Source organism: uncultured Ruminobacter sp. (assembly GCA_902764345.1).
Classification (GTDB): domain Bacteria; phylum Pseudomonadota; class Gammaproteobacteria; order Enterobacterales; family Succinivibrionaceae; genus Ruminobacter.
Genome location: CACWVT010000062.1, coordinates 1 through 15,635, shown reverse-complemented (window position 1 = coordinate 15,635; position 15,635 = coordinate 1). Strand labels below are relative to the sequence as shown.

Sequence of the window (15,635 nt, the reverse complement as noted above, 5' to 3'; positions counted from 1 at the left end):
CAATAAAAAATGCTGATAAATCAAAGAAATATCAGCTAAAAAATCAAATATATTAAAAAAAAATCTAGATTGAGTAATGGTTATCTAATTTTTAGGATACAACTGAAAATACGAAAGACCGGATGCCTTAAAAGGCATCCGGTCTTCATACACAAAAACGATCTTTTTGCCGACAGGAACTAATCCGACTGTTTTTCCTTATCGGTTTTATCTTCGGATTTTTCTTCCGTTCTCACATCTCCGGGATTGATCCCCATCTTACGCAGCTCAGCCTCACGCAGTTCCTTCCTCATAATCTTTCCGACATTGGTCTTAGGCAGGGAGTCACGGAATTCAATGTGCTTTGGAACCTTATAGGCTGTAAGATGCTTACGGCACATGGTTTTAACCATTTCTTCCGTTAACGCCTTATTCTTTCTGACAATGAATACCTTTACCGATTCTCCGCTGTGTTTGCTCGGAACCCCGATGGCCGCAACCTCAAGGACGTTAGGATGAAGCATTATCACGTCTTCAATTTCGGAAGGATACACATTGAATCCTGAAACAAGAATAAGATCCTTCTTTCGATCAACAAGACGAATGTACCCGTTCTTGTTTGCCCAGCAGGCCATGTCGCCGGTCTTCAGATACTCCCCGAAAAACACCTTCTGCGTGGCAATTTCCCTTCCGTAGTATCCGCGCATTACCTGAGGCCCTTTGACAAGAAGCTCACCGGGAACGTCGACATCGGTAATAATGCGGTTATCCTTATCAAGAATAATCACATCGGTAGACGGTACCGGAATACCTATGGTTCCCGTATATTCCTCCACATTGTACGGACACACCGCAACAAGAGGAGAACATTCGGTCAGACCGTACCCCTCAAGAATATGAAGTCCGGTATGAGTAAACCACTTTATTTCAACCCCCTTCTGCACGGAGGTTCCTCCGCCTATCGTCAGCTTAAGCTTTGAAAGATGCATGTTACAGAAGCCTTCATTGTTTATCAGGGCATTAAAAAGAGTATTTACCCCGGTAATAACCGTCGGCTCGTAGTTACCGAGTTCCTTAACAAAGGCCTTGATGTTTCTGGCATCCGGAATGAGCAGCGAAGCAGCCCCGATTCTTATGCAGAACAGACAGTTTATGGTCAGGGCAAACACGTGGTACAGAGGAATCGCCGTCACGATAAGCTCCTCACCCTCCGTCAGTCTGCTGTGATACATGCCCCATGCCTGCTCAACGTTTGCCAGAAGGTTGCCGTGGGTAAGCATGGCTCCCTTGGCAGTACCGGTGGTTCCGCCGGTATACTGAAGAAACGCCAGATCATCCCTGGCAATGAACGGACGCGTGTACGGATATCCTTCACCCGCAAGCATGGCCTGCTTGTAGGTTATCGCATTCGGTATGCTGTATCTTGGCACGATTCGCTTCAGATACTTGGCAAACATGTTTATGAGATACCCGCGCAGCATGCCGCACTCATCTCCGAGCGATGTAATAATCACGTGCTCTATCGCCGGGGTTTCCGGCAGAGATTTCTGCAGGGTGCTGGCAAAATTTGAAATAACCACGATTATCCTGGCACCTGAATCGTTAAGCTGATGCACCAGCTCTCGAGGTGTGTACATCGGATTGACGTTTACTATTACGGCACCGGCAAGAAGAGCCCCGAAAAGAGCCACGGGATACTGAATAATGTTTGGAAGCATCAGGGCAATGTGATCACCGGGCTTTACGTTCAGCTCGCACTGGAGATAGGCGGCAAAGCATCTTGCCTTATGATCCAGTTCGGCATAGGTCAGCGTGGTTCCCAGCCCGTGAAGTGCGGGCTTTGTTCCGAATTTCTCACAGGAAAATTCAAACATGTCCACCAGAGAATTAAAGAGTCCCGTATCGACGGTTGAAGGAACACCTTCAGGATAGGACTTTAGCCATGGCATGTTATTCTGATTATCCATAAATCCCCCAAAGCTCATGCCTTATCATTATATTACCAAAATGCACATGCGTATTTTTATTATGCCGTGCCGATATCCAAAATTAATACAAAAACCACATTTTAGGAAGGAACTCGTCTGATTGGGATACTTAAGAATTTGAAAAACAGGCCGTTATCCTCTGTTTTCAACGGATAACGGCCTGATAAATGAATGGATTGGCTGAATCAAAAATACGGACGTGAGGAACACGGCCGAAGCTTGACTGCACACTAGCGACAGATATCGGCCACGTTACTGTTAAGCTTAACCCAGGTCTCACTGTTGGCCGAACGTTTGTAGTGATAGTTACCGACTCCGAGCCATAAATCACCGTCAGCCTTCTCAATCTCCCTTCTGATGAGATATCCCATTACCCAGATATTACGGCAGGGACTGTTTTTCATGTCGGACTTATCCAGGTCAAACTTCTTGATTTCCCCGAGACGCACGTCATTTATCTGAGCAGGTCCGCAGTCTTCCGTACCGTTGTTATTCGTCATGCACTTACCTGACACATCACCTCTTTCGACGTAAAGAATGGAATACAGTAATTCCTCGGGCAGCTCGAACTGAGATGCGGTCCACTTTACGCAGTGACTGTACGGCTTATACCTCTGCATGATTTTCACGTCGTAGGCAAAATCACGCCAGTGTCCCTCGCACTTTTTACCTGAAGCCTCGGCATCTTCGGCAGTGAATACACCTGCCAGAATCAGCACCGGAATCAGCGCTGACATCATTCCGGCTGTCAGACGTCCCGCTCTGACAAAAAAGTTCTCTTTTACAGTCATTTACTATTCAACCGCCTCATAAAGTCTGTCCGCCACTTCATGCAGTTCATCCTCTGAAACCGTAACGGCGTAAAGTATTTTCTGATTTATCGGATATGCGGCAATGCCTGCGTCAGGATTGATGTTTTCACCGTCACCTGCCTTGCCGTCAGCATTCTGTCCGCCGGCAATGCCTGCGGTATTCTTCACCGCAGCGTTTTCGTTATTTCCGTCAAGACCTGCCTGCTCATCATTCTCCACGGTTACCGCGGCTACGGCGGAACTCTCCACATCCCTTCTGGTGGTTCTTGATTTTGCCGACTTCGTTATGTTTGTCACCCCATGGAATTCATCTGAACTGTTAAGCGGAGACTTATGGGAAAGCAGCACCTCCCACTCATACATGTCAGATCTGCTTTCCGCCCCCATGCTCACCACAAAGGACAGAGGTGAATTTTCCCTGCCCTGCAGATAAACCTTTACATTGGCCATATTGATCCTGACTGATGAAGGTATAACCCTTATGCTGTCATGGGACTTATTAAGCTGAACCCTGAATCCGTTGTTTGAACATTCCGCCTTGGAAATCGGCCACGGCACACCGGCACCGTCCCTGATTCTGAAAACCAGAACGGAATTATCGTAGATCCTGAACATTTTTCCGGCATCATAAACGAAACGATCCTTGATTACCTTTGAGCAGCAGCGCTTTCCTCCGGCAGGTACCGAAACCTGAGATGAAGATACCTGCTTCGGTTCTTCATAAACCGCTCCGGCATCGGAGGATCGGGTAACTCCTGACGAAGAGCCGTACACGGCATTGTAGTCGGTGTACTCATCTGTGGTTCCGTCCTTGCGGTAAATCTTCATTTTCGGAGGATTTCTTGATTCTTCGGCTCTGATGGCCTGCTCCAGTATCTGCTGTTTCGTACGGTACCCGGTAAGATTCTCACCAAGCTCAGGAGGAGGCTCAGGCGCCTCAAAGCCTGCAACCGCAACGGGACATGACAGCATAAAAAGAATGCCGGCAGCGACGCCCGCAACGGACCTGCGGCGGGATGCAATCTTATCAAATGATGCGGAACTCATACCTTTATCCATACCTGACCGGTAATACGAGGCACTGCGAAAATATGCATCCGTTCATTCCTGTCGGGAAATACCATACCGCAGGATTCTCAGTAACGGATCCGCCAGCCTCCGTATTTACGGTTTATATTTTTATATTCTCTATGTTCCGGACATTGTGTCTGGAACGCATGTAACTCAATTCAAAAATCAGAGGGTATCCGGATCTGCTCTCCAGAACTATCCTTATCTTTGCACTGGTGTTTCTGCCCGTAGGCGTGATAATAACCGATGATCTGTCGCTTGATGCCGAAAAACCGCTGTTGGAAACGCTGACGCTTGAAACCGCAAGAGGCTTCCCCGTCTGTCTGTCGGTAAAACTCAGAACCGTCTCTCCTCCGGTGTAGACCGGAACATTCTTGTTTGGTACAAACACATAGTCCGTAACAATTTCCTTCAGAGCCCGGTTATTCCCGCTTCCCGAAGATTCGTTCTTTCGGTTCCCGGTAACGCCGGCATTCCTGTCATAAACGGAAGACGGAGCACCTTTTTTCTGATTATCCGTCCTGTAGCTTGTGAGATGCTCCCCAAGCTCCGGAGGCGGAAGCGGCGCCTCGTAACCGTTTGCGGCATCAGCTTCCGGACATGACCAGACAGCAAAGGAAACAGCCGCAGAGAGCAGCAGAACCGTTTTAATATTCATTAACCTTTCCCGTAACGGAAGACCACAGACACAAAATCAGACAAAACGAAATCCGTAACACCAGTACGGAGTGAACCATAATATATACACTTTTTTATGACTTATCACAAAACAGGATAAAAAAGTTAGATCCAGATATACTAATTTGCAGTATTTAGGGAATTTTAAACAATTATTTCAGTCTCATGTCATGAACTTCAGTTCCTGAATATGACACGGAAATTCAGTAAGACGCACCTGAATTTTCCGGTTATTTTTCAAACAACATGTTTTACCGGTGACGCTACCCGATGCTAATTTTCCAAATAAAGGCACATTATTGTTAATCGTATGTGAAAATTTAACATAATGTGTTTATAATTCGCTACCGGGTACGGGTTTATCCTCACCGGAAATTATTTATAATTTACTGTACCCGGTAAATATGAAAAGATAACCAGGCTTTTCCGAAGGCAGATTCATGCTGAACAGCAAAGCCCGGCATAATGGAACGGTGATTAATAAACACGTATCTTAGGGGAAAACGACATTCCCGAATCACTGACACGGATATTCCGGAAACTGAAGTCAGTACTTACTGACGCCATCCGGACATGAATTATTAAAACAGAGGTTTTTACAGTGCTGATTGACATCTACTGTTTAAAAGGGGATCCGCATAAAATGGAGCAGGCGGAAATTGTGGGCACCCTGATAAGAAAACAGGTTTTCAAATTTGATGACATACTGGAATTGATTACGAACATCTATCAGGATGTTAACACTCCTTTTCCTTACATTGGCAATGTTGAAGCAAACAGCAAGGGCCTTATAATTCCGTCCGTGGGCAATTTCTTCTTCTGGGTTATTCTGTCAAAAACCTCCGACGTTATCGTTCTTGATGACTTTGGGGCATCTTTAACCATATCTGGCAGTTTGCCGACAAGTGGCAGATGTCTCATCACAAGACCTCCATTGAAAGACTTGTTTCATATTACGTCTATTACGTGGTTAACCACTTCAATGCCAAGGATTACCGGTCATGGCTTATGGCTGACGGCTACTTCGTACAGGCTCCTTTCGACGAAAACCTGAACAAGTATCACTATACCGGAATTGACATGAGCATTCTGAACAACACTGCCCTGCTTTCAGGAAAACTGGAAACGGCAATATTCAACAGCGATCCGGCAAACCGCATTAATCCGCTCACACAGCGTAAGATACGAGCCTTTGTAAAGGACTATCTGAAAATCAAGAAAATAAATCCCGCAACCGAAGTCAGTGAAGACGGCTCAGGACGTAAGAGCGGGAACGTAATATCCCTCAGCAGATTTGAAAGTCTCAAAAATGATGTTATTCAGGGCTTTTCAAACAAATAACTTCTTATAGAATCTGCCCCGGTTTTCTTAACGGACTTCTGAAACTTTTAAAAAAGGAAATTCTAACCTCGCGGGCAGATCAGAACGATCACTTCGACATTCCATAATCGCACAGATTATAAATCCATCCCATGTAACTCTAATCAAGCTCTCATGACCTGCTCCGGCCCGTGAATCAGCGGATCACCGGTTCTGAGTCCGTTCGCAAAGATGAAAAAACACGCAGGCCGGTGCACCACAATCATAATGGAATGCACCGGCCTTCAGACTGCATCAGTTTGGGACAGGAGCAGCATGTTAACTGCAAAGAATTGGAGAATTATCTCTTTAGGCGTGATCTTACCGCACGGCAGGCCTTGTCTGTAACAACAACCTCTTTGATAACCTTATCCGTTTTATCTTCAAGATAAACGTAACGCAGTTCATTGATTCGCGGCAGAATCCACTTGCCATACGTATCAATGGAACATGTTCTGTCTATGCGTCCGGCAACAAAGTCAGCCTGTTTTACCCTGTTGACATGTTTGGAAGGAACTGAAAAAAGAACCATAAGCGAAGCATCATCCGTTGCACTCATTACCGGATGTCCTTCGGGTGCATCAAACTTCTCTCCTATGCGCTTAAGTGCGAACGGAGCAAAACGCTTCCTGAGATATTCTGCACTGAGCGGACCTTCTGGTTCGGCCTCATAGGCATAAATAAACTCGTCATCCTGTCTGAGACTCTCATGGGAGAGAACGGACTTCTCAACCAGAAGAGGTTCCTTTCCGGTACACTTCAGATAGTCCAGAGAAACCTCGGAATAATCCCTGTCATCATGATAGAAAACCAGAACAATCCTGTCCAGACGATGCAGGATCCCTTCATTGAGCGCTATGCGGCAGAACAGATTCAGGGTCTTGTTGTCTTCCGGAGTTCCGTCAAAATCCATTGGGCCGAGAGCATCAGCTGTTCCGATGTCATAAACCAGAACCGGCCCCTTCTTATCAAGTCTTACGGTTCTCAGGGTGATGTACGGACTTAATTCCTGAGGAAGCTCATAGGTGTTGTAGAAATAAGGCAGATACATCTCGGAAAGGTAATCCCTGGTATAAAGATTAGGATTCTCGAAATCCTCCTGCTGTCTTCTTCTAAGGATGTCATAGATGGTACGGCTGTCCGCAGAATTGGCGGAGGATACGGATGAATCACCTGCAGCACCTTCAGATGGCTGCGCCTTATCGTTCACGTCCGGCTGTTCCTTAGCCTTTACGGACGTCTCATCGGCACTTTCGGAAATCCCGTCTGAGACTGAGGCGTCCGCAGACTTTTCCGGCAATGCAGGCTGCTTTTCCTCAACGACAGCTTTCTTATTATCTGAGCCCTCACGTTCTGTTTTCTTCTGTTCAGTCTCATTTACGGAAGCCGTATTATCCGCAGCTTCTGCCGTCTTCACTTCCTGAGTACGTGATTCGTCAGATTTCTTTTCCGTAACGGATGACGGCGTACCGGCATCCTCCGCCGGTCTGTCGCTTTCAGACGGAACATTCTCCGGTTCAGCCTTTACCGAACCGTCGGAAACTTTGGTTTCTGCGACATCATCCGTCTTTACCACGGATTGATCCGCATCTGACCTGACATCGGCCGACTGAGAGCTTTTTTCAGATGTTACGTCAGCTTCATCAGCATTGCGTTTAACGGAAGAAGTCTCATCAGTGCTCCCGACATCTGCCTTTGCTGAAGCCGTGTTGTCTCCCGCAGGCTGCTCCTGTCTGCTTTTCTGTGCGGAGACCGCTTCAGCCGGAGGAAGGGTGCCCTCACCGGCGGCAGCGGCATTTCTGGTTTTCTGTGAGTTTGAAAGTAATGAATCTCCGGATTCATCGTAGTATGAAGAATCCACCGTAACCATATCGGTCAGTTCGGCATCAAGTGACGGAGCCTCAGCCAGCTGCTCTTCAACGGCGGCGGCCACGCCGCAGCTTAAGGATACACCAAGTATAAAACCGGTTTTCATTACTCTTTTAAACATTAATCAGTCCTTGTGAGTCTGACACATCAGCGGTGTTACGGAATATTTTTTATAAAGCTCTCCGTAAACTGTATATGCCTCAATACTCAGGCTTTTAATTCTGTGAAGGTTATGTTTCCCGTTTACAACGCTTCGACAGTACCTTGTTTTGGCATTATTATAATATTCAGCCTCCATTCTCTTTTTAACGGAAGAAGGCATAAACTGATAAACTTCAGCCAGTGTCATGTGTGCCGTTACGTCCCCTTCTTCGGAAAACGTCACTTCATCCACGGTTCCGAGCTTCAGATCGTACGGCAGATTCTTTTCAATAGTCTTTCCGTACATGGCCTCAAGTTCCTTTCCGGTCATGTAGCCGTTACCGGAAGGAATTCCCGGCAGATCTTCCTTCTTGGGCCTGATTACGGTTATTCCCGTTTCAGGATCCCTAAAGGAAGCATTACCGCCGGCCTGAACCGCGGCCGGGAAAAAAAGCACCGCCATAAACGGAATCATGGCTTTTATTCCGGAAAGACAGGCACATCTTTTTTTCATTGAAAACATAACTCCATCATGTATTCGCATGACCGAAAACATCCGTTAAGGTCATGCGGAACGGCTTTGAAAAATTTTAAACAAAACTTTTTTCTTTAGCAATAAACATTACCAAAAAATGCATAAAGTTACCTACCACAGCGGGTTTCATGCGATTTTTGCATCGAAGAAAAACGGCAGACCTGTTTAGTAGATGTTCTCCATTTAAGACACCTTACGCTGCTGATTGTTCCGCATCAGTCATACATTATGCCTGAACAGCTGTCACCGTCTATTTCAAGTTCCGCAAAATCCCTGCCGTCAACGGTATAAATCAGCCTGTAGGAATCAACAATCGTCAGAATCCTTTCTCTGATGAACCTGCTTCTGCACATATGCATGTAAACGTCATCGGGATTCTGTGACTCAGCAAATTCCGGAGTCAGATCAAAATGCATGTTGAGGGTACTGCCGGGACCTGCTGTCACGTCCTTCAGCACCACTCCGTCACCTGCTCTGAACGGAAAACTTATTCCCCTTTCGGCGAGCAGTTCAGGAATAACCTTACGTCTTAAGTGATACTCGGTAAAGTGGCCGTTACTCTGGTAAAGGGCCGGCTCGGTGAATCTGCTGAACCACATGTCCTCGATATACGGGAAAATACACTTATATGTAAGCCACAGCAGAGCTGAGGCAATGATGCATGAGGTGAGAAGGAAGAATTTTCTTTCAGCGGGATCCGGACTGATTTTTTTCCTGCCGGAAGTTTTTCCGGCCCCGGACCTTTCACCGGAAGAACCGGCAGAAGAAGCTGACTCACCATCATCCTTCCTGCCCTCATCCTCCTCATTTCCGGTAAAAGCCCCTACGGTTCCGGAATTTTTTCGTGAACGTTTTCTGCCCCCGGCACCGGTGTTTTCATTATGACCGTCGGGAGACTCGGCTTTGGCATTGTCCTTTCCTGAAGGCTCACCTCCGCCGTTCTGCTTTCCGGAAACCTTTTCCGGTTCCTTTGATGACCGTGTTCCGGAATCAGGAGCAATTCCGATTTCTCCGGCACTTACTCTGGTAACTCCGGAAATTGTCTCCAAATCCGCATCAGGGAAAGACACGGCAGATGTCATCTCAGAAGCATCATCTGAACCTGCAGGATCTGAAATGCCGGACAAGGCATCCACCGAGGATGTCTTACTGAATTCCTGTGCCCGGGGATTATCCCCTGACACAAAATCCTTTCTGCCGGTATTTTTCTTTTTTCGGGACATTTAGAGTTCTCGGAATTCTGTCGGATGTACTTATGAAACCAAAAAGCTAAGGAGTGAATACACCGCTGTCGTCATTACCGTCATCGGCACTGCGGACGGAGCTTTCAGGTTCTTTCTGCGTTCCTTCTGCCCCATGGTTTTCTCCGGATTCCCCATCCTTGTTTTTAGGAGAACGCATGCCAGGAACAAAAGAATCATCAAACGGGCCGTGACCTTCTATGCCGTTAACCTTGATATGTTCAACGCTGCCGTTGTCTCCGTTGTTTTTCATGTTCTCCTTTACCGTCACGATAAGGTTACTGCGGAAATCACTGAGAGCAAGATACACGTAGACAAGAGGAAGAAGGATGGTCAGGGAATTAGTCAGGGCATGGTGCACCTGAGGATTATCCATAAAAAACACACTGATGACCAGCATGGCAAGAGGCAGCGTGTTGGCATAGGTATTGAGCCTCAGCAGAGCGTCTCTTGGCAGACTGATTTTTACGATAATCTCCACGAAGAGACTCAGAAGTGATGTTATGCCTATCATGATGCACTGTCTGAGCAGAACCGCAAAGTAGAGCACCATAACCACGATACCGGAATACACGACCATCATTTTTGAGACAAAGGTTTCTATAAGCCCGGTAACGGTAACCGTTGTCTCATCCGAAGAAGTCAGCAGGCGGTAATTTAAGCACATCGCATTCTCGAAACCGTTAAGGCCGAAACAGAAGCTGTTGGAATAAACGGTAACGACCGGCAGAAGCTGATTGGACGCCATTTCATCCACTTCAAATACAGGCGGTTCCTCGTCCTGAAAATACATTCTTTCCGGATATACCGCCAGAAGATTCTTTCCATTTTCGTAGTGATACAGAACATAAGGACTGCCGGAATCATCCTTCTGCCAGAAATCAGACTTTCCGTCTTTGGGAATTGATATCCTTCCGTCACTGTAATCAAAGGCCGGAACCTTCTCAGCCATTGGCAGAAGATCATTCTGAAAAAAGCCGTGGAAATGAATGGCGATGCCGATTGTTATCAGCACGGCGGCAAGACCGGAACTTCTTAAAAGATGTCCCTGACCGAATCCCCTGAAGTAACAGATTACGGGAATGTAGAATTTTCTGGAAAAAATCGCCAGTATCGGAAATATAAAAAGTTTCTTTAAAAATTTCTGCATTATATTATTCCGCGGATATAAAAAAGCCGCAGGCGGGATCATCTGCTCCGGCGGCACGGAAACATGGGCTGACGCAGTGCGTCAGCCCGGGGTAAATCTATTTCATTCTATCATAAGTTTACGTTTTTCAACAGATTGAGGGGGCCGGAACCGGACGCCTGCGTCATGATTTACGCTTGTGCACATTCTTTCTGCCGGCAGCTGTCTTTTTGCCACTTCCTGATTTTTTTACCTTCTTCTCCTTTTCGGGTACGGAACCTCCGGCAATGTAGTCATCATCATTCGTACCGCCGGATACCTCGTTTACGTTACCGGGAATGAACGGAGAAGAAGAAACGGTAACCTTATCCTTCTGTTCCGCATCAGCGTCTTTTTCCTTATCATCTTCCGCACGGACGTTTTCCCGTTCCGCACCGGTCTCCGCTGCGTTTTCGGTCTTTCCGCCGGAGACCTTTTCCAAAGCGGCAGACGTATTCTCCTTCACGCCTTCATCTGAGGCAGCAGGTTCATCTTCCTTTTCACTCATGTTCCCCTTATCTGCCGGAGGCTCCCTGCTGCTGAGATCATCATAGGCAAAACAGGCCTCGGTATTTCCCAGATCACATCCGGCTCCGTAAAATCTCTTTGACGTTTCGGTATCCTGGGGAACCCCGTTCCCCCTTTCATACATGACACCTATGTTGTAACAGGCATCTCCGTCCTTCAGAGAGCAGCCGAGAGTCAGATATTTTATTGCAAGAGCCTCGTCAACTTCGACATTCTTGCCGTTAAGATAGATAATTCCGGCTCCGGTGCATCCCTGAGCATATCCCATTTCACAGGATTTCATCACGTACTCCCGTGATATGTCATAATCCTGAGGCACACCCCGTCCGCTGTAATATGCAACCCCCAGATAAAAACATGAGGCTCCGTCATTCATGCGGCAGGCCACGTCATAGTATTTATCGGCAAGAACCACGTCAAGCTCCCTGCCAATCCCCCTGTCAAATATTTCACCGACGGCTCGACAGCCTTCGGCGAAATCAAGAGAACAGGACTGCTGTGCGTATCTGTAAGCCTCTTCCGTCCTGTTTTCATTAGTTTCGTCTGATGACTTCATGTAAATGGAGGCAAGCCTGAAACACCCCTCACCATTATCCCTGTCACACGCCATGAGATAATACTTCTCTGCCGACAAACCGTCAGGAGACACGTCGATACCGTCCTGATAGATATGACCGAGTCTTACGCAGCCGTCAGCGTTACCGTAATTGCATGCAAGCCAGAAGAAACGTCTGGCCTCCTTTCTGTTAACGGCAAGACGCTCACCGGAATAGTAAAGGGTTCCCATATCATTGCATCCGTCACCGTCTTTGAGTTCACATGATTTCTGCAGATACAGCGATGACAGCTCCATGTTATGCATCATATTGACGTTATCCCCGGCGTAATATGATTCATTCCCCATAATTTCACCGAGAATGTGACATGAATGGCCGTGCTTCAGCCGACAAGCCCTGCTGTAGAGAACGACTGCCTCACGGAATTTCTGATTTTCCATCCCGTGAAAGAAGAGCTCCGCAAGATTAAAACAGCCGTTAGCGAAGTCCAGGTCACAGCTTTTTCTGAAAAACTCTCCTGCCTCTGTCGGACTTTCACCGTTTTTTACCATAATCTCGCCAACCCGGTTACAGCCGCTGCCGTGCTTTAACGTACAGCTTTTATGGTAAAGAACGAAAGCCTTGTCACTCATTCTCCGTTCCTCAAGCATGCCGGCAAGAAAGAAGCATGATGAGGCATTATCACCGTGACAGCCGTGGGCAAAAATATCCATGGCGGTGGCGTCATCCGGCGGCATTACAAAACCTTCCCGTAAAACCAGTCCCAGATCGTTGCATGCATCCTGATTGTTCATGCGGCAGGCCTGATGAATCATCCTGAGAGATTTCTGGTGGTCACCAAACTGCTCTCTGTAGATTAATCCCAGCCTTCTGCAGGAATCGCTGAAACCTTTCTTACATCCTGCCTGAAACATTTCCACGGCCTTGTAATAATTGGCGGGAACGACTCCTTCCGTCCAGATTTCTCCGGCCCGGTTACAGGACGGGGAATCTCCGAGAGCACAGCCCTTTCCGAAATAATCGGCAGCCTCCGCATGATATCCCAGACGCTCCTTCTGACTTCCGGCACTGAAACATGACGAACCGTCACCGAAAAGACAGAGACCGCCATCGCAGCCGGACAGAACCAGTGACACCACAGATAATGCCATCATGCGAAACATGTTATGCAGTGCAGTCTTTAATTCCGTCATGATCATGTCTCTTCGGTTTGTCCTTTTTGCGGACGGGATGTTCCGGATCCGATTCCGGGACGGATAACGTGGATCCGCCCACCGGAAACTGTCAGAAGCAGGACTTCAGAAAATAAGATCCTTATTTCATGTTAACACAAATGTGAAGTGCCAACGCCCCGTAGGGGAATCGTCCGCTTAAAAATTTGAAATACATGTTCAATTTTTCACCAAAAAGGTTCACCTGACCATGATTTTCCGGCAGATGAACAGATTAGAGGAGCATACGTAATACGGAAGACCTGCCGCATGAATTAATTGTTTAATCAGCACCGGAGAAGCGTAAGCCATCCGCAAAGGTATTACGTTTTCTCCGCTAATGAAAAACAGATACCGGTGTCCGAAAATGAAAAAGACACCGCCACAGCAAGTGGCGGTGTCTTTCCTATCTGTTGATTCCGGAACGGTTAAGCAGTGATTTCCGCTGCCTTATGACCGGTCTTCGCATACGCCAGCGCATCATCAAGATTCTTTTCAAAATCAACTTCAGGATGCTTCTGGGCAAACTTAGACTTAACCATGGCCTTCATCGGCTGGAACTGAACGGAAGTAATAATGAGCTTAACTCCCTTCTTCTGCATTTCGTTACAGAACTGTTCCAGGCAGTGTGATCCGCCGGCGTCCAGCATGTTTACGCCGCTGAAATCAAGGATAAGTCCCTTTTCACTGAGAAGTTCATGTCTTAAATTACGGAACACCTTTTCAGCTGAAGCAAAGAACAGCGGACCGGCAATGCCGTATGCACCGAAATCCTTATTAAGCTGTTCGGAAACATTCTTATGAACAGTAAGGTCATGAACCCTGGTCATTCTTGCCATGTCTCTCATGAAGATAATTGAAGCCATGATTATACCGAAGCTGATGGCAACAACCATATCAAATACGACAGTACAGAAGATACAGCAGATCATGATGAGAACGTCAGTTCTCGGTGCGGTTTTGGCAAGGTTAACCACCTTACGCCATTCACTCATGTTGTAGGCAACAAGAAGAAGCAGTGCACTCATGGCTGCAAGAGGCAGTACTGAGAGAGCTGGAGCCAGAGCCAGAATTGCGACAAGAACGGTAACGGCATGTCCCACGGCGGCAATCGGGGAGGTTCCGCCTGCCTTAACGTTGGCAGCACTTCTTGCTATTGCCGCAGTTGAAGTGATACCGCCAAGGAACGGAGCAATAATGTTACCAAGCCCCTGACCGAAGAGTTCTCCGTTGGAATGATGTCTGGTATTGGTCATTCCGTCAAGAACAACGGCACAGAGAAGTGATTCGATGGCACCGAGTACGGCCATTGAGAATGCAGCTACGATAAGAGCCTGAATGGTTGCAAAATCCCAGGTAAGAGATCCGCCGTTAGGTCCAGGAAGATTCCATGGAAGCAGGAAATGAGGCATAAACGGAGGAATGCCGTTACCTACAGTTCCGTCAGGATTGGTGTAGTGGAATCTTGAACCGATGGTAGCAATGGTCTGATCACAGTATGTGGTAAGAACCCAGGCAACTGCGGTACCCACAAGAACAGCAGGAAGATGAGCAGGGAACTTAATCTTAAGCTTTGACCACAGCACAAGAACAGCCAGTGTTGAAGTACCTACAACTAAATCCCCCCACTTGAGGGTATCGAACTTGGTAGCAAGCACCATAACCTTGTCGACAAAGCTTTCAGGCATTGATGCTATGTCCAGACCAAAGAAATCCTTAACCTGAAGCACCGCAATTACTATACCGATACCCATGGTAAAACCGAGTGTTACCTCAATCGGTATAAACTGAATAAGTCTGCCGAGACGTCCCGCAGCCATTATCAGCAGGAAAAAACCGCAGAGAACACTTGCCACGCAGAGCCCCGCAGGACCGTAAGCCTGAGCAACGGGATACAGAATTACCACGAAGGCAGCGGTAGGACCGGAAATACTGAATCTGGAACCGCCGGTGAGGGCTATTACGATACCTGCCACCAGAGAGGTATAAAGACCATACTCCGGACTTACACCGCTCGCTATGGCAAGAGCCATTGAAAGAGGGATGGCAATGATACCGACCACGATACCTGCTATCAGATCCTTCAGCAGTCTCGCCTTGGTATACGGCTCCTTAATCATTGAATCCCTGACGGCACTGCCAAAATGGAATATGGAGTGACGCACAGATACGATTTTTCTTTTGGTTCTAATCTTAACCATGATATTTCACTAACTGTTTAACTGTGGAAGAACGATTTTTACTGTACTGCTCAAGATTCTTGAGACTATCTGATAGCATAGAGATATGTTAGGAGACAGGACAGGATCCTGAGAGTACGCAATTATACAATAATTTAAATTAATATTGTAATTTTATGATATATGTAACAAAATTTTTACATATTCCGGAATTTTTCCGGGTCAATCACTTTTTTTATGTGATTGCAAAAAATAAAAATTATTTATGCATTGAATAAAAAAGGATCTTCCTTTATGTTTGAGTTGCATCCTGCAAGA

The 15,635-nt window shown here is 46.9% G+C and carries 11 protein-coding genes; 1 reads left to right on the top strand and 10 read right to left on the bottom strand.

Annotation, left to right across the window (positions count from 1 at the left end):
• Positions 1–179: 179 nt before the first annotated feature.
• From QZU58_RS09055 to QZU58_RS09040, 4 genes are all read right to left on the bottom strand, one after another.
• Entirely contained in the window at positions 180–1,946 is a 1,767-nt protein-coding gene (locus tag QZU58_RS09055) for an AMP-binding protein (protein WP_294496190.1), read from the bottom strand.
• A 251-nt stretch (positions 1,947–2,197) separates the two neighbouring features.
• The gene (locus QZU58_RS09050; protein WP_294496188.1) at positions 2,198–2,758 is read right to left on the bottom strand and encodes a lytic transglycosylase domain-containing protein; all 561 of its coding nucleotides are present in this window, start codon (positions 2,756–2,758) and stop codon (positions 2,198–2,200) included.
• A gap of 3 nt (positions 2,759–2,761) precedes the next feature.
• The gene (locus QZU58_RS09045) at positions 2,762–3,826 is read right to left on the bottom strand and encodes a DotH/IcmK family type IV secretion protein (protein ID WP_294496187.1); all 1,065 of its coding nucleotides are present in this window, start codon (positions 3,824–3,826) and stop codon (positions 2,762–2,764) included.
• A gap of 124 nt (positions 3,827–3,950) precedes the next feature.
• On the bottom strand, positions 3,951–4,508 hold the full coding sequence (locus tag QZU58_RS09040) for a hypothetical protein (protein WP_294460131.1): 558 nt from the start codon (positions 4,506–4,508) through the stop codon (positions 3,951–3,953).
• Between the two features lie 932 nt (positions 4,509–5,440).
• On the opposite strand from QZU58_RS09040, the gene QZU58_RS09035 reads away from it, so the two are divergent.
• Positions 5,441–5,869 carry a hypothetical protein gene (locus QZU58_RS09035; RefSeq protein ID WP_294496185.1) on the top strand — a complete coding sequence of 143 codons (429 nt, stop codon included), beginning with the start codon at positions 5,441–5,443 and terminating at the stop codon, positions 5,867–5,869.
• A 319-nt stretch (positions 5,870–6,188) separates the two neighbouring features.
• Here QZU58_RS09035 and QZU58_RS09030 read toward each other — a convergent pair whose 3' ends face one another.
• From QZU58_RS09030 to dauA, 6 genes are all read right to left on the bottom strand, one after another.
• Entirely contained in the window at positions 6,189–7,877 is a 1,689-nt protein-coding gene (locus QZU58_RS09030) for a hypothetical protein (protein ID WP_294496183.1), read from the bottom strand.
• A gap of 3 nt (positions 7,878–7,880) precedes the next feature.
• Positions 7,881–8,411 carry a hypothetical protein gene (locus QZU58_RS09025; RefSeq protein ID WP_294496181.1) on the bottom strand — a complete coding sequence of 177 codons (531 nt, stop codon included), beginning with the start codon at positions 8,409–8,411 and terminating at the stop codon, positions 7,881–7,883.
• A gap of 236 nt (positions 8,412–8,647) precedes the next feature.
• Positions 8,648–9,655, bottom strand: coding sequence for a hypothetical protein (locus tag QZU58_RS09020; protein WP_294496179.1), 1,008 nt, complete (start codon positions 9,653–9,655; stop codon positions 8,648–8,650).
• 46 nt (positions 9,656–9,701) lie between these two features.
• Positions 9,702–10,823 carry a hypothetical protein gene (locus QZU58_RS09015; protein ID WP_294496178.1) on the bottom strand — a complete coding sequence of 374 codons (1,122 nt, stop codon included), beginning with the start codon at positions 10,821–10,823 and terminating at the stop codon, positions 9,702–9,704.
• A gap of 163 nt (positions 10,824–10,986) precedes the next feature.
• Positions 10,987–13,119, bottom strand: a complete 2,133-nt coding sequence (locus QZU58_RS09010; RefSeq protein WP_294496176.1) for a tetratricopeptide repeat protein — start codon at positions 13,117–13,119, stop codon at positions 10,987–10,989.
• 446 nt (positions 13,120–13,565) lie between these two features.
• Positions 13,566–15,338 (bottom strand): C4-dicarboxylic acid transporter DauA, encoded by a 1,773-nt coding sequence (gene dauA / locus QZU58_RS09005; protein ID WP_294496174.1) that lies wholly within the window; start codon positions 15,336–15,338, stop codon positions 13,566–13,568.
• Positions 15,339–15,635: the final 297 nt, after the last annotated feature.